The sequence below is a fragment of the Microbacterium karelineae genome, assembly GCF_009745985.1.
In the GTDB taxonomy this organism is placed as follows: Bacteria; Actinomycetota; Actinomycetes; order Actinomycetales; family Microbacteriaceae; genus Microbacterium; species Microbacterium karelineae.
In genome coordinates this window covers 44,215-58,370 of sequence record NZ_WFIX01000183.1, presented here as the reverse complement: position 1 = coordinate 58,370, position 14,156 = coordinate 44,215, and the positions used below count along the sequence as shown (strand labels likewise).

Below are 14,156 nucleotides of genomic sequence, written 5' to 3'. Positions count from 1 at the left end.
GATGACCGCTGCGGCAGGCATCGTGTCCGCTCCCGTCCGCTGCGGCGGGGTCTTCTCCCGCGACACATCCCGACGGCTGGCGAGCGGAGGCAGGTGTCATGTCCGCGGCGCTGGCGCGGGCCTGGCGGGCGCGCTGGGCCCACGCCGCGCGCACGGGGTCCCCGGACGACGCGCCCGCGGCGCCCGGGGCGCGCAGCGGGGAGGAACGAGCGCGCGGGAACGCGCCGCGGACATGACACCTGGCGCAGCGACACGCGCCCGGCGGATCCCTACGAGTACACGTGGGGCGCGAGGATCGCGACGTCGCGCAGGCCGCGGTACCGCTCGGCGTAGTCGAGGCCGTAGCCGACGACGAAGTCGTTGGGGATGTCGAAGCCGACGTACTTGGCGTCGATCTCGACCTTCATGGCATCGGGCTTGCGGAAGGCCGTGAGGACCTCGATCGAGGCGGCGCCGCGGGTCGCGAAGTGCTCGAGCAGCCAGTGCAGGGTGAGGCCGGAGTCGATGATGTCCTCGACGACGAGGACGTGCTTGTCCTCGAGCGGGGTGTCGAGGTCTTTGCGGATCTGCACGACGCCGCTCGACTTCGTGGAGGATCCGTAGCTCGAGATGGCCATCCAGTCCATCGGGGCGTCGATCGTGAGGTGCCGGGCGACGTCGGCCATCACCATGATCGCGCCCTTGAGGACGCCGACGAGGAGGATGTCCTTGCCCGCGTAGTCGGCGTCGACGCGGGCCGCGAGCTCCGCCAGCTTCGCTTGGATCTGCTCGTCGGTCACGAGCACACGGTCGAGGTCGTTCGGGATGTCTGCGGCGCGCATGGCTCCAGCCTATGCGTCGCCGCTGTCCTTCGCCTTGGCGCGGACGTCGTGACCGGGCAGTGCGCGGTGGATGGCCGCGCGACGCGACGCCGACTCGAACTGGGCGAAGATCGCGACGGCGACCCCGACGACGATGAGCGCGATCCCGGGCACGATCGCGTTCGTGAAGGGCGTGAGGATCGCGCGCTCCTCGTCGTCCATGACGCTGTCGGATCCGAGGATCGGGATCAGCCCCGCGCCGAGCACGACGAAGCCGACGACCGCGACCACCTGCGCGACCGCGAGCCATGTGCCGGTCGACTTCAGCTGCGCGGCCGCGTCGTGGGTCCAGGTGAGCGTGCCGTTCTGCGCGCGGCGGCGCGTCTCGTGCTCGCTCCGCAGCGAGCCGATGACAGCGGGGAGGGATGTGGCGACGAGGAGCAGGAGCGGCAGGGCGATCGCCACGGCTCCCAGGCCGACGAAGAGGTCGATCGCGTCCTCGATCCAGCTGTCACCGTAGGAGCGCTGGTCGCAGTCGCGACAGGGTTGGCGCAGCAGCACGCCGAGGTAGAAGACGCCGAGGCCGAGCTGCAGCACGACGCCGGCGGCGAAGAGCCACACGCGCGGATGCCGCTCGCGGGCGGCGGGGATCTGCTGGCCGCGCACGGGCCCTGGGATCCCCTCGATCCGTCGCGAATGCGCGGCGTCCAGGCTCCCGCGCAGGACGAACGCGAGGGCGCCGAGGCCCGTCAGGCCGATGCCGACGATGAGGGCGATTCCGTCGTAGTCGAGGCCGGACACCACATCGACCAGCGCGACGCAGGGGCCGAGCACGACGAGGAAGAGGCCGAGGATGAGCAGCCCCGCGCCCGGCCCGTCCTTGAGGTGCGCGTGGTCCAGCCGCGGGAGGCGCGGGGCTCCGGGGTTCCGGCGGTCGGCGGCGGCCCGAGCCGTCAGCGCCGCGTCGACCATCCGGCGCGGCACCTCGAGGAGTGGGCCGCCGATCCCGAACAGCAGCAGGCTCGCGGCGGCGCGCGCAGCGCCGCGTCCACGGTGCTCGGGAAGGGGATGAGGCCCTCCTCGTCGACGATCCCGACGAGGATCAGCACCACGAGCATCACGATCGCGGACACGAGGCCGCCCCAGGTGACGACGGCGAGGGCGCGGACGAGGGCGAGCGGCCCGGTCGGGCGCAGCGGGACGATGTCGGCTGCCATGTCGCGATCCTAGGGCGAGTCGCGTGCTCGGCGCTTCGCGGGTGCCGTGTGGTCGTCTTCCGAGCCGACGACGACCACCTGGCACCCGCGGACGTGGCGCGGGCGGCGTCAGCCTGCCGTGAACACGATCCGGCCGCCGGTGCGCGCGGCGGCGCATCCCGGGAGGTCGATGGGGCCCTGGCCGTGCCAGTCGGTCGCGAGTCGGGCGACCTCGAGGGTCTGGGTGCGGGTGAGGGACGAACCGAACTCGCTCTGCACGACGTGGCGGATGATGCGCCCGCGCAGCGCGGGCGGGTTCGCCGCGAGCGCGGCCGCGGAGACGGCGATGCCCGCCTCCGCGTGCTCGACGATGTCCTCGATGATCTCGTCGATCATGTCGGCGAACGCGTCGTTGTCCTCGCGCAGCTGCTCCGCCGTCCGGGCGAGGGCCTCCGCGACCCCGGGGCCGAGTTCGCGCTCCAGGACGGGGAGAACGGATCCCCGCACGCGCACGCGCGCGAATCGCTCGTCCTCGTTGTGCGGATCCGCCCACGCCTCGAGTCCGGACGCGGCGCAGAACGCGCGCGTCTCGCCGCGGCGCAGCCCGAGGAGGGGGCGGATCCACGCGAGGCCGCGATCGTCGATGAGGTGCGGCGACATGCCCTGGAGGCTGCCGGCGCCGGATCCGCGCGCGAGCCCGAGGAGCACCGTCTCGGCCTGGTCGTCGAGGGTGTGGCCGAGGAGCACGGCGGCGGCGCCCGTCTCGGCGGCGACGCCGCGGAGCGCCTCGACCCGCGCCGCGCGCGCCGCCGCCTCGGGGCCGCCTTCGTCGCCGACTGCGACGCGCACGACGCGCGCCTCGCGGATCCCCAGATCGCGCGCGTGCTCCGCCGCGCGCGACGCGACCTCGGCGGATCCGGGCTGCAGGTCGTGATCCACCGTCACGGCGACGGCCTCGACACCGGCGCGCGGCGCCTCGAATGCGACCGCGGAGGCGAGCGCGAGCGAATCGGCGCCCCCCGAGAGGGCGACCAGCACGCGCGCTCCCGAGTCGGCGAACGGCGAGAGGGCGGCGCGGGCGGCGCGCCGCACGGCGGCGATGGCGGGATCGAGCACGATCCCACGGTAGTCGTGTCGGCCCGGCGGGTTAGTGTTGTCGGCGTCCCCTCCCCGTCTACAAGGAGCGAAACAGGCATGGGCGCGTACGACGCAGTCATCGAGATCCCCCGCGGAAGCCGCGTGAAGTACGAGGTCGACCACGAGACCGGTCGTGTCTTCCTCGACCGTGTGCTCTACACGACCTTCGGCTACCCGACCGACTACGGGTTCTTCGAGAACACGCTCGGCGAGGACGGCGACCCGCTCGACGTGCTCGTCGTCATGGACCACTCGGTCCTCCCCGGCGTCGGCGCGAAGGTGCGCCCCGTCGGCGTGCTCAAGATGAGCGACGAGGCCGGCGGCGACGACAAGGTCGTGGCCGTCCTCGCGAAGGACCCGCGCTGGGAGCACATCCAGGACGTCTCGGACCTCGGCGAGTTCCAGCGCAAGGAGATCGCGCACTTCTTCGAGCACTACAAGGACCTCGAGCCGAACAAGTGGGTCAAGGTCGACGAGTGGGCCGACGCCGCCGAGGCCGAGCGCCTCGTGAAGGAGGCGCAGGAGCGCTTCGAGGCCGAGGGACACTGAGCTCTCGGAACGACAGGCGGCCCCGGATCCACATGGATCCGGGGCCGCCGCGTCTGCGCCCGCACGTCGACAGGTCTTCATCGAGTCCGCTGCGATTCGCACCGGACTCGATGAAGACTTGTTGACTCGACTAGACCGAGATGCCCTTGCCGGCCATGAAGTCGATCGGGTTGACCGTGGGGCCGCCTACGTAGACCTCGAAGTGCAGGTGGCAGCCGAACGAGTTGCCGGTGTTGCCCTCGTAGGCGATGAGGTCGCCGGCGTTGACGTACTGGCCGTTGCCGACGACGATGCCGCCGTCGACGATGTGCGAGTAGCTCGTGGCGATGCCGCCGCCGTGCTCGATGCGCACGTGGTTGCCGTAGCCGCCGTTGTAGCCGGCCCAGCTGACGGTGCCGGAATAGGCGGCGTAGATCCCCGCGCCGCAACCAGCCGCGAGGTCGACGCCCGCGTGGAACGAGCTCGAGCAGTACGACGCGCCGCACTGCGAGACGCGCCAGCCGTAGCCCGAGGTCTGCACGCCGCTGCTCGGGCGCACCCAGCCGCTCGCCGGAGCGGACGGCGCGGGGGCGGGCGGCGGTGCGGCGGGGGCCCCTCCCCCGCCGTTGTTGTTCTCTTCCTCTTCGCGGCGGCGGCGATCTTCCTCTTCCTGGCGGCGGCGCTCCTCTTCCTCCTGGCGGCGGCGCTCCTCCTCCTTGCGACGACGCTCTTCCTCAAGGCGGCGCTGCTCTTCCTCCCAGGCCTTCCGCTGCTTCTCGCCCTCCTGATAGTCGGCGATCGTCTTGTCGGTGTCGTCCTGGAGGGCGGCGAGCTGCTGCTCGAGGGTGATGAGGTGATCCTGCTGATCCGCGAGGGTCTGCTCTGCGATCGCCTGCGCCTCTTGCGCGGCGACCATCTTCTCCTCGGCGATCTTCTGGAGGCGGTCGCGCTCCTTGCGCGCCTCCTCCGCCTGGTTCGTGAGGTGCTGCGCCGAGTCGCGGGCCGCGACGGCGTCGGCGTAGATCGACTCGTTGCGCTGTGCGAGCTTGTCGAGCTGTCCGAGCTTCGACAGCAGCTCGTCGGCGTCTCCCGCCGACTCGGCGAACAGCAGCTCGTACGGCGTGCTCTCGCCGCTCGAGCGCGAGAGCTGCGACGCGACCTTGGCCGCGGCGGCCGCGGCGGCCGCGGCGCGCTCGGCCTCTTCATCGGCCTGCGCCTGCAGCTCATCGGCGCGATAGGCGGCCTCGTAGTACTCCTGCTGAGCCGCGTAGTAGTCGTCGGCGGCCTTCTCGGCGGCCTCCTGCGCGGCGGCGACGGCTGCCTTCAGCTCGGCGATGTGCGCTTCGATCCGCGAGACCTCGGCGGCCTTCGCCGACTCGCTCTGCTTCGCGCGCTCGACGTCGTCCCACGAGGGATAGTCGTCGGGGTTGTAGGTGATCGCGTACGCGGACGAGGATCCGCGCACCGCGCCGAAGGCCCCGAGAGCGACGACGCCGAGAGCCCCGACCGCGAGAGCGCTGCGCCGCGTGACCGGCCCCCAGAAGCCGCGACGCTCGTCGGCCGTCGGCGCGCAGTCGCACGCCTCGGGCGCGTTCTGGGCGCGCGAGAACACAGGGGGGAGCTTCTTCACACGAGTCACACTAACAACACCCGCCACAATCTCACCAGGGTGGATCCGCTGAGGATCCCCGTGCGCGCGTGCGCACGTCGGCCCCATCGTGCCCAGTCGACACGCCCGAGAACGGGAGGACGCGCCACGATTTTGCGAATCGGGATGGGGCATGCGTAAGATTGAACAGTTGGCACGTGAGCCCCCGGGTTCGCCCCACGGCCCCATCGTTTAGCGGCCTAGGACGCCGGCCTTTCACGCCGGTAGCACGGGTTCGAATCCCGTTGGGGTCACGCAAGCTGATACAATTGAAAATCGTGCGTCAAGCACAATCTGGCCCTGTAGCGCAGTTGGTTAGCGTGCCGCCCTGTCACGGCGGAGGTCGCGGGTTCAAGTCCCGTCAGGGTCGCTCTAACGGTGGGCCTCCTCTCGAGGAGGCCTTTCGTCTAGAATGCGACAGGTCACCTGTAGCACGGCTCTGTAGCTCAGTTGGTAGAGCGTTCGACTGAAAATCGAAAGGTCACCGGATCGACGCCGGTCGGAGCCACTGAAACCCCCGCGTAGCTTCTACATCGCGGGGGTTTCTTCGTGCCCGGGGGGGGCGTTCGCGGGTGCGGCGTTGTCGTTCTCGACGCGGAGAACGACCACGCGGCACCCGCGAAGCGGCGGGCTCTCGCCTTGGGCCGTCGACGCCGCTACGCTCGAGCCACGGCGGGCAGTAGCCCTCGGAGCCTGGCAGTCCTCCGGACGGTGTGACGAGCCAGGCTCACGTGTTTAAGCAGGCGGGTCGCGTGTCAGAGGTCCGTGCGATCGTGTCGGCATGACGACATCAGCAGCCTCCCGGCGGCATGCCGACTTCATCGGCCTCAAGGAGCTCGGCGCCGTTGCTCAGCGCGCCAGCCGAGTGCTCGACGCGCGCGTGCTGCTGTTCCCCGCAGACGGAACGAAACCCCGGCGATGTGGCGCGCGCCAGGGATCGATCCGGGGTCTTCACCCGAGAGCTCAGCAGCGGCGTTCCCGGAGTGGCAACGACGATGCTCAGCTTGAGCGATGACGACTACGTCGATCTCGTGCCGTTCGTCACGGCTGAGCCTCTCGGTTCCTAGGTTCGCGCGACGTCGGATGATCCGGAAGGTCACTGATTCACCGCAGAACAGTGCCCGCACCTGTCATTGGCGTGCTGCAGCGTCTCAAGGAGAAGGCGTCCGCCGCGGCGTCAGCCATGGATACGGGTCCAGTGGATGCACCGACGCCTCAGAACCACGACGCAGCGTTCCGAACGATGTCCGCCGCCGCGGAGGCCGCGGACCGAGCTACGCGCGACTACCGCAGCGTGTTCAACGCCTACACCCACAAGTTCCATCAGCCAAAGCCCCCTATCGGGGAGCTTGCAGCGATGCAGGGGACGATCACACAGTCGTTCGCCAAGCGCTACACACCGAAGACCATCGAGGCGATCGAGGCGCTGCTCTCTCCATCACCTGATCTCGACGCCATCCGACGAGGTGTGCGGGCGCCCGGGTTCGACGACCTGTGGGGACTCTCGGACGCGCTTGACTCCGCCATGAGCGCCGCGCAGGCCGATCCGAAGTTCAAACCATGGCCAGCAGTCGCAGACATCGCACGCGCGAGGCCAGAGCTGTGAGAACTTTCTCTACTCGTTCAAGGCCGGCCTGGCGGCCGGCGCCGCCACCTGCGGTGCGTCCGGTCCTCGCTCCGCTGCGGTCCGGGCGCTCCTCGGCGGCGTCCTGGGCGTGTCTGGCCGACACCTTCGGCATGCGTAGGCGGGTATGGTGAGCGCATGGAGACGACGGCCAAAGCCTTCTGGAGTTACGCGCATGCCGACAATGAGCGCGAGAACGACCGCGTCCTGCGCTTGGCAGATCTCGTGCGCGCCGAGTATGAACTACTCACGGGCACGACGATCGAGATCTTCACCGATCGTTCGAAGATCGCCTGGGGCGATGATTTTCGCCAGAAGCTCGATCAAGCGCTCCAGGAGACTGCGTTTTTCATTCCGATCCTCACCCCGACCTATTTTCTCCGTGAGGAGTGTCGCAAGGAGATGTCCCAGTTTGTTCGATCAGCGAATGCTCTAGGACTACAACAGCTCCTCCTATCCATCCGATACATACCGGTTGTAGATCTTAGCGAGCAGAGCACGGATGAGCTCAAAGCTGTAGCTGCTCAAATGCAGTACGAGCTGTGGGACGGGATGAGGTTGATCAACGAGCAATCAGCCGAACATCGCGTCGCCGTTAACCGACTCGCTGCGAGACTTGTTGCACTGACAGCAAATCTTGAGTCGGATTCCGGGCCCACCTCGCCGTCCGGCGCGCTCAGCTCTCGGGGAGCACCGCCTCAGACAGAGACGCGAGAGTCCGTACCGCCTTCGACTTCCTCTGCAACTCCGCTAATACGCGGCAGGGAGGTGGGGGTCGTCCCGTTGCACGCTAATGAAGAGGACGACTCGCCCGGGTTGCTAGATCTCGTCGCTGATGCGCAGCCCGCGATGGAGTCCTGGACTGCTACCTTGACAAGTCTCGGGCCTGTGATCGAGCGTTTCAACTCAAAGTTTCAAAATGCAACGAAGAAGATGAACCATGCGAACAACCGCGCTGATGCATTCGCCCGCAAGATACTAGCGGCGCGTGAGCTTGCCGCAGACGTGGAACCAGAGCTGTCTGAGCTAGAGCGCCTCTCCAGGGAGTATTCGTCTGGCCTACTGCGCATCGATTCGACATTTCGCGCCGTCTTTGAGCTTGCTGATCTTTCAGACGGAGATGACACCAAAGCTGCGAAGGCCTCGCTAAAGGAGAATCTGAGCACTATCGTGCAGAACTCACGCCAGGCCATGAGCAAGCTGGAAGGAGCCGCCGATGCCGCACGGAAAAATACGAAGCTCAGTCGCGACCTTCGTCCCGTTCTTCGACGTTACGAAACCGCCGTACGCAACATGGTCGATGGATTTGCCATTATCGAAGAGTGGGAGTCGATCGACGAAAATGATCACGCTCGGCGTGCCGGTTCCGTGCCGGTAGATCCGCTGAAACCCCCCTCAACCAGCCACGATCAACCATGACAGCACCCGCGGAATCACGCGGCAAACGGCGACCAACGAGCACCCACCACGCCGCCGAAGCCAACTGAAAATCGAAAGGTCACCGGATCGACGCCGGTCGGAGCCACTGAAACCCCCGCGTAGCTTCTACATCGTGGGGGTTTCTTCGTGCCCGGGGGCCGGTGCCGCTCCCCGAGTGCGTTCGCGCCCTTCGGCGGCGAATGGACGTCCGAACGGCACTCGGGAAGCGGGCGGTCTTGACCCTCACGCGGCGGGAGGGCGCAGGATGAGCGGGGCATCCGCCCATCCGCGCCCGAAGGAGACGACAATGGCGATCACGGTCGACGATCCGCGCACCGAGGGGCTCACGGTCGGCGCGGCCGCCGAGCTCCTCGGCGTCACGGTCCGCACCCTGCACCACTGGGACGAGATCGGGCTCGCGTCGCCGTCCGAGCGCACCCGGGCAGGCTATCGCCAGTACACCTCCGCCGATCTCGACCGGCTCGAGCGGGTCGTCGCCTACCGTGACGGCGGGCTGAGCCTCGACGCGATCCGCGCCGTGCTCGACGATGCGGCGACCGAGATCGCGAGCACCCTCCGCGCCCAGCGCGCGCTGGTGGCCGAGCGCATGCGCGAGCTGCGGCAGCTCGACGGGCGCCTCGCGCGGCTGACCGCCGCGCACGAGCGCGGGATCCTCCTCAGCGATGAGGAGCAGCGCGAGGCGTTCGGCGACGACTGGGATCCGGAGCAGGCGCGCGCCGCGCGGTACGCGTGGGGCGGATCCGCGCAGTGGGCGCAGTTCGCCGAGCGCTCCGCATCTCGCAGCCGCGCCGAATGGCAGGAGCTGTCCGACGCGATGCACGCCCTGCAGCGCGCCCTCGGCGACGCGATGGATCGGGGCGTCGCGCCCGGCGACGCCGAGGCCGATGCCCTCGCCGAGCGGCACCGCGAGCTGTTCTCGAACTTCTTCCCGATCACCCGCCGGATGCAGGTCTGCCTCGCGCGCATGTTCGAGTCGGATCCGGGCTTCGCCGCGCACTACGAGGGCGTCCGCGCGGGGCTGTCGCGCTGGTTCCGCGCGATCGTCGACGCTTCGGCGCGCGCTCACGGCATCGATCCCGATACCGCGACCTGGGAGTGAGGCGCCGCGGGTGCGGCATGGTCGTTCTCGACGCGGAGAACGACCACGCGGCACCCGCGAAGCGCCGGGATCAGGCGGCGCAGTTCGTCCGCGCGTCGCTCAGCGCGATGCCCGTCGACGGGCCGGGGCAGATGAACCGGTCGTAGCGCACATCGTCGTCCACGTAGCGCTTCAGCCACGCGATCGACTGCGCCGCGATCGTCGTGTTCGAGCGGTTCGGCGCGAAGTGCGACGCGCCGCGCAGCTCGAGGTACGCCTTCGGGGTCGCGTCCGGCAGCCCCTCGTACAGCGGGACGGCGTGACGGGTCGGGGATGCGACCGTGTCGCTCTCCGCGCCGATCACGAGCGTCGGCGTCGAGACCTCGGGGAACCGCTTGTCGGTGTTCCACGGCGTGAGGGCGACGGCCGCCTTGAGCGATGTGTCGTCCTTCGCGGCCGCGAACGTGCCACCGCCACCCATCGAGTGCCCCATGACCGAGAGGCGGTCGGGATCCACGATGCCCGCGACGTCGCTGCGGTCCGTCAGGTAGTCGAGCGCGGCGAGCAGCTGGTCGCCCCGCGAGGAGGGCTGGTCGTAGCGGCTGTTCGTGTCGATCGTGAAGACGACGAAGCCCTGCGAGGCGATGCGCGGCCCGAGCCACGCCATGCTGCTCTGCGAGGCCGTGTATCCCGGGGCCACGGCGACGGCACCGAACTCGGTGCCCTGCTGTCCCGACGGGTAGTAGATCGTCCCGCCGCCGAAGCCGCGGACGGAGTAGTTCGAGACGCGATCCTCGGAGACCGAGAACGGCCCGCGCGCGGCCTCGATGCTCTGCTGCGTCGGATCCGGTCCGATCTCCACCGTCCGCACGGCCGCCTGCGCGGGCGCCGCGACGAGCAGCATGGCGGCCACGAGCGCCGCCGCGAGAAGCGCGCGCACGCGCCCCGCTGTCTGAAGAACCATCGTCTTCCCTGCCTCCGATCGAAGTTGACTTACCAACTGGTAGATCAATGTAGTCGCGGGACGGTGAGGGTGTCTAGCCTGATTCCATGACCGCTGACGACGACGGACGCAGGCGACGCTTCGAGCACCGGCGCGGCGAGGTGCTCCAGGCCGCCACCGATCACGTGATCGAGCACGGCCTCGCCGATCTCTCCCTCCGCCGCCTCGGCGAGCACGTCGGGGTCAGCCACGCGGCGCTCCTGCATCACTTCGGATCCAAGGAGCGACTCGTCGCCGAAGTCGTCGAGTCGATCGTCGGCGCCGCGCTCGCGTCCCCCGACATCGCCGACGACGACCCGGATCCGCTGCGCACCCTCTGGCGGCTCGCGACGGCGCCCCGCGGGATGCGCCTGGCGGCGACCTTCCTCGAGATCGCCGCCTCGGCCGCGCGCGGCGCGGATGACCTCCGCACGGCGGTCTCCGCGTCGATCGCGGCACGCGAGCGGATCCTGCGTGACGGCCTCGTGCGATCCGGCTGCCCCGAGAGCAGGGCCGCCGCCCTCGCGACCTTCACGCTCGCGAGCATGCGCGGCCTCGTCGCCGACCTCATCGTCACAGGCGACCGCGACCGCGTCGACCGCGGCTTCGAGGTGCTCCACGCGCTCGTGACGGAGCGGGCAGGCGGGCGATGACCCCTCGTTGCACGACGCCCGCGCGCATGCCACGATGCACCCGCGTCCACCCGGCCGACGGAAGGTCCACCCCATGACGACGAGCTCGCCCGATCTCGCCCTGACGCGGGGCCTCGGCCCGTCGCTCGCGGCGGCCGATTCGCGAGAGCTCGTCGGCACCTCGCTCTTCGCGCTCGATCGCGACTTCCCCCAGCTGAGCCTCAGCGCCGGCGCGATCGCGCACAACATCGCCGAGATGATGGCGTACGTGCGGGCCCGCGGCGTCGCGCTCGCGCCGCACGGGAAGACCGCGATGTCGCCGCAGCTGGCGCAGATGCAGATCGACGCGGGCGCCTGGGCGATCACGGCGGCGACGCCCGCGCAGCTGCGGGTCTACCGCGGCGCCGGGGTGCGGCGCCTGCTGCTCGCCAACCAGCTCGTCGAGCCGGGCGCGGCCGCGTGGCTGCGCGACGAGCTCGCGCGGGATCCGCGCTTCGAGTGCCTCGTCTACGTCGACTCGACAGACGGCGTGGATCTCCTCGCCGACGACAGGGGAGGGCGCTCCCTCGACGTGCTGCTCGAGGTCGGCCACGCGGGCGGGCGCACGGGCGCGCGCGACGAATCCGCCCTGAGGGCCGTCGCCGAGCGCGCCGCGCGGGCGCCGGGGATCCGCGTCGCGGGCATCGCCGCGTACGAGGGCACGCTCGGCAGATCCTCGCCGGCGGAGAGCGCCGGGCGCGTGGCGGAGTTCGCCCGCTCGCTCGCCGAGGTGACTCTCGCGCTCGAGACCGACGGCCTCGTGCCTCGGGACTGCCTCGTCACCATCGGCGGCAGCGCCTACTTCGACGCGGCCCTCGACGGCCTCACGGCGCGGGGCATCGCTCCCGGCCGGATCGTGCTGCGCAGCGGCGCCTATCTCGCGCACGACGACGGGCAGTACGCCCGGTCCGACCCCCGTGCGCGCGGCGACGGCGGCGCCCCCTCGTTCCGCCCCGCGATCAGCGTGTGGGCGCCCGTGCTGAGCATCCCGGAGCCCGGCCTCGCGATCGCGCTCTGCGGCCGCCGCGACGTGGGATCCGACGGCGGCCTGCCCGCGATCAAGGGCGTCCGGTCGCGAGACGGATCACGTGAACGACCGTTCACGGGCCGTGTCACGCAGCTCGCCGACCAGCACGCGTTCCTCGAGTTCGACCCCGCCCGGTACGCCGTGGGCGACGAGCCGCGCGTCGGGGACCTCGTCGAGCTGGGCGTCTCCCACCCCTGCACGACGCTCGACCGATGGTCGCTCGTCCCGCTCGTCGACGACGATCACCGCGTGCGCGACCTGATCCGTCTGATCTTCGGCTGAGAGCGCCGCCTCCGCGCCCGAGATCCACCTCACCCCATTGACATGATTGTTGGCGGCCGCTACTTTTCTAGAAACCGGTTTCTAGAGGCGAACCGGTCGCAGACCGCGACGGATCCGGTCGCGCGCCCGACACCGAGGTCGGGTCGCCGACGCCTGCCCGGACGACGCTTCCGTCCGCGTGCAGAGCCGTGTCCGAAGCCTCACGAGAGGTCCGAGATGCCTGACAGCTCCGCCCACCGATTCTCCCGATCGCGCCGCGCCGCGCTGTGCCTTCCGGCACTCGCGCTGGCGCTCGCCGTTCCGGCCGCTCCCGCGATCGCGGCGCCGCCGGCCCCGGCGTCCGCCCTGCCGATCAGCGAGTCCGCCGCACCAGCCGGCACCGGCGCTCCCCTCCTCGCCCGGATGGGTGCGCCGCGCATGACGACCGCGGATGGGCCCGTCTGGTCGCCCACCGCCACCGGCTTCGCGTCCGTGCCCACCGACGAGCTCCCCGACGGCACCACCGGAGGCGCCGGCGGCGACACCGTCGTCGTCCGCGACGCCGACGCCCTCGCCGCGCACGCCGCCGCCGAGGATCCCCTGACGATCCTCGTCGCCGGCGAGATCACGATCGGCGACGGCGACATGATCCGCGTCGCGAGCGACAAGACCATCGCCGGCACCGCGGCCGGCGGCGAGATCGTCGACGGCGGCCTCTACATCGACGAGGTCGAGAACGTCATCGTCCGCAACCTCACCTTCCGCGACTCGTACGTCGCCGGCGACTGGGACGGCAAGTTCGACGACAACGACAACGACGGCATCCGCATCGACACCTCCGACCACGTCTGGATCGACCACAACGAGTTCGCCCGCCTCGGCGACGGCCAGCTCGACATCCGCAAGGACTCCACCGCCGTGACCGCCTCGTGGAACTACTTCCACGACCACAACAAGACCCTCGGCGTCGGCTGGACCGACAACCTCGTCACCACGCTGACGCTCCACCACAACCGCTTCTCGAACGTCCACCAGCGCAACGGCAGCATCGACAAGGTCGCATACGGCCACGTCTACAACAACTGGATGTCCGGTGTCAGCTCGTATGGGATGAACTCGCGTGGCGGCTCGACGATGCTCGTCGAGAACAGCGTGTTCGAGCACGCGCAGCGCCCGCTGATCGCCGACGAGGGCTCCACCGTGCACGGGCGCGGCAACATCTTCCGCAACACCTGGGGCGGAGATCCCGCCGAGACAGGCCCCACCTTCGAGGCGTCGGAGTTCTACGACTACACCGCCGACGACGCCGAAGACGTCACCCGACTGCTCACGCGGCACGCCGGCACCACGAAGACGCCGAGCACGGAGAGGATCGCGGAGCAGGTCAGCGTCGCGCTGGACGGCACCGGAGACTTCCTGTCGATCGACGCGGCCGTCGGCGCCGCCTCTCGCGCGGATCACGCCGTCGAGATCGTCGTCGAACCCGGCACCTACACGGAAGTCGTGTCCGTCTGGCCCGGGGCCGAGAACCTGACGATCCGCGGCGCCACCGGCGATCCGGACGACGTCGTCATCACCTACACGTGGCCGCCGACGCTCACCGTCCACGCCGATGGCGTCACCCTCGCCCACCTCACGCTCGAGAACACCCGCGACGCCGGCTCGGCCGCACTGCGCACCGTCGTCGACGACACCGCGCTCGTCGACGTCGTCCTTCGCGGGACCCACGATGCCGACTGAGCGTCGCTCCCCCGATGACCCCCG

At 69.9% G+C, this 14,156-nt stretch carries 13 protein-coding genes and 3 tRNA genes; 10 read left to right on the top strand and 6 right to left on the bottom strand.

Annotated features, from left to right (window positions below; translation table 11 throughout):
• Nucleotides 1-269 precede the first annotated feature (269 nt).
• From hpt to tilS, 4 genes are all read right to left on the bottom strand, one after another.
• On the bottom strand, nucleotides 270-821 hold the full coding sequence (gene hpt, locus GB932_RS11165; protein WP_156760779.1) for a hypoxanthine phosphoribosyltransferase: 552 nt from the start codon (nucleotides 819-821) through the stop codon (nucleotides 270-272).
• A gap of 9 nt (nucleotides 822-830) precedes the next feature.
• The gene (locus tag GB932_RS11160) at nucleotides 831-1,772 is read right to left on the bottom strand and encodes a hypothetical protein (protein WP_156760778.1); all 942 of its coding nucleotides are present in this window, start codon (nucleotides 1,770-1,772) and stop codon (nucleotides 831-833) included.
• Nucleotides 1,754-2,017 (bottom strand): hypothetical protein, encoded by a 264-nt coding sequence (locus GB932_RS11155; RefSeq protein ID WP_156760777.1) that lies wholly within the window; start codon nucleotides 2,015-2,017, stop codon nucleotides 1,754-1,756. Before GB932_RS11155 ends, GB932_RS11160 begins: the two co-directional genes overlap by 19 nt.
• Nucleotides 2,018-2,125: 108 nt before the next feature.
• A complete protein-coding gene (gene tilS / locus GB932_RS11150; RefSeq protein ID WP_231916144.1) occupies nucleotides 2,126-3,112 on the bottom strand; it encodes a tRNA lysidine(34) synthetase TilS in 987 nt (328 codons plus the stop codon).
• A 78-nt stretch (nucleotides 3,113-3,190) separates the two neighbouring features.
• Between tilS and GB932_RS11145 the strand changes: the two genes are divergently transcribed.
• Nucleotides 3,191-3,682 carry an inorganic diphosphatase gene (locus tag GB932_RS11145; protein WP_156760776.1) on the top strand — a complete coding sequence of 164 codons (492 nt, stop codon included), beginning with the start codon at nucleotides 3,191-3,193 and terminating at the stop codon, nucleotides 3,680-3,682.
• Nucleotides 3,683-3,812: 130 nt separating this feature from the next.
• Here GB932_RS11145 and GB932_RS11140 read toward each other — a convergent pair whose 3' ends face one another.
• On the bottom strand, nucleotides 3,813-5,291 hold the full coding sequence (locus GB932_RS11140; RefSeq protein ID WP_231916142.1) for a M23 family metallopeptidase: 1,479 nt from the start codon (nucleotides 5,289-5,291) through the stop codon (nucleotides 3,813-3,815).
• A gap of 199 nt (nucleotides 5,292-5,490) precedes the next feature.
• Between GB932_RS11140 and GB932_RS11135 the strand changes: the two genes are divergently transcribed.
• The 6 genes from GB932_RS11135 (at nucleotide 5,491) to GB932_RS11110 (ending at nucleotide 9,472) form a co-directional block, all read left to right on the top strand.
• Nucleotides 5,491-5,563: transfer RNA gene (locus GB932_RS11135), tRNA-Glu, on the top strand.
• A gap of 42 nt (nucleotides 5,564-5,605) precedes the next feature.
• Nucleotides 5,606-5,679: transfer RNA gene (locus GB932_RS11130), tRNA-Asp, on the top strand.
• A 65-nt stretch (nucleotides 5,680-5,744) separates the two neighbouring features.
• Nucleotides 5,745-5,817 (top strand) — tRNA-Phe (locus GB932_RS11125).
• Nucleotides 5,818-6,552: 735 nt separating this feature from the next.
• Complete coding sequence (locus tag GB932_RS11120) at nucleotides 6,553-6,915, top strand: hypothetical protein (protein ID WP_231916140.1); 363 nt, start codon at nucleotides 6,553-6,555, stop codon at nucleotides 6,913-6,915.
• Between the two features lie 156 nt (nucleotides 6,916-7,071).
• Nucleotides 7,072-8,352 (top strand): toll/interleukin-1 receptor domain-containing protein, encoded by a 1,281-nt coding sequence (locus GB932_RS11115; RefSeq protein ID WP_156760773.1) that lies wholly within the window; start codon nucleotides 7,072-7,074, stop codon nucleotides 8,350-8,352.
• Nucleotides 8,353-8,659: 307 nt separating this feature from the next.
• The gene (locus GB932_RS11110; RefSeq protein ID WP_156760772.1) at nucleotides 8,660-9,472 is read left to right on the top strand and encodes a MerR family transcriptional regulator; all 813 of its coding nucleotides are present in this window, start codon (nucleotides 8,660-8,662) and stop codon (nucleotides 9,470-9,472) included.
• Nucleotides 9,473-9,542: 70 nt separating this feature from the next.
• On the opposite strand, the gene GB932_RS11105 is transcribed toward GB932_RS11110, so the two are convergent.
• Nucleotides 9,543-10,415, bottom strand: coding sequence for an alpha/beta hydrolase family protein (locus tag GB932_RS11105; RefSeq protein WP_156760771.1), 873 nt, complete (start codon nucleotides 10,413-10,415; stop codon nucleotides 9,543-9,545).
• An 86-nt stretch (nucleotides 10,416-10,501) separates the two neighbouring features.
• On the opposite strand from GB932_RS11105, the gene GB932_RS11100 reads away from it, so the two are divergent.
• The 3 genes from GB932_RS11100 to GB932_RS11090 all read left to right on the top strand — a co-directional run bounded on the left by GB932_RS11100 (nucleotide 10,502) and on the right by GB932_RS11090 (nucleotide 14,132).
• Nucleotides 10,502-11,086, top strand: coding sequence for a TetR/AcrR family transcriptional regulator (locus GB932_RS11100; RefSeq protein WP_156760770.1), 585 nt, complete (start codon nucleotides 10,502-10,504; stop codon nucleotides 11,084-11,086).
• Between the two features lie 73 nt (nucleotides 11,087-11,159).
• Nucleotides 11,160-12,413 (top strand): alanine racemase, encoded by a 1,254-nt coding sequence (locus GB932_RS11095; protein ID WP_197517443.1) that lies wholly within the window; start codon nucleotides 11,160-11,162, stop codon nucleotides 12,411-12,413.
• Between the two features lie 216 nt (nucleotides 12,414-12,629).
• Nucleotides 12,630-14,132, top strand: coding sequence for a pectate lyase family protein (locus GB932_RS11090; RefSeq protein WP_197517442.1), 1,503 nt, complete (start codon nucleotides 12,630-12,632; stop codon nucleotides 14,130-14,132).
• Nucleotides 14,133-14,156 lie beyond the last annotated feature (24 nt).

What these genes read in the sequence shown, in the direction of transcription:
- hpt (WP_156760779.1), bottom strand. Translation starts at nt 821, where the DNA reads ATGCGCGCCGCAGACATCCCGAACGACCTCGACCGTGTGCTCGTGACC.
- GB932_RS11160 (WP_156760778.1), bottom strand. Translation starts at nt 1,772, where the DNA reads ATGGTCGACGCGGCGCTGACGGCTCGGGCCGCCGCCGACCGCCGGAAC.
- GB932_RS11155 (WP_156760777.1), bottom strand. Translation starts at nt 2,017, where the DNA reads ATGGCAGCCGACATCGTCCCGCTGCGCCCGACCGGGCCGCTCGCCCTC.
- GB932_RS11145 (WP_156760776.1), top strand. Translation starts at nt 3,191, where the DNA reads ATGGGCGCGTACGACGCAGTCATCGAGATCCCCCGCGGAAGCCGCGTG.
- GB932_RS11120 (WP_231916140.1), top strand. Translation starts at nt 6,553, where the DNA reads ATGTCCGCCGCCGCGGAGGCCGCGGACCGAGCTACGCGCGACTACCGC.
- GB932_RS11115 (WP_156760773.1), top strand. Translation starts at nt 7,072, where the DNA reads ATGGAGACGACGGCCAAAGCCTTCTGGAGTTACGCGCATGCCGACAAT.
- GB932_RS11110 (WP_156760772.1), top strand. Translation starts at nt 8,660, where the DNA reads ATGGCGATCACGGTCGACGATCCGCGCACCGAGGGGCTCACGGTCGGC.
- GB932_RS11105 (WP_156760771.1), bottom strand. Translation starts at nt 10,415, where the DNA reads ATGGTTCTTCAGACAGCGGGGCGCGTGCGCGCGCTTCTCGCGGCGGCG.
- GB932_RS11100 (WP_156760770.1), top strand. Translation starts at nt 10,502, where the DNA reads ATGACCGCTGACGACGACGGACGCAGGCGACGCTTCGAGCACCGGCGC.
- GB932_RS11095 (WP_197517443.1), top strand. Translation starts at nt 11,160, where the DNA reads ATGACGACGAGCTCGCCCGATCTCGCCCTGACGCGGGGCCTCGGCCCG.
- GB932_RS11090 (WP_197517442.1), top strand. Translation starts at nt 12,630, where the DNA reads ATGCCTGACAGCTCCGCCCACCGATTCTCCCGATCGCGCCGCGCCGCG.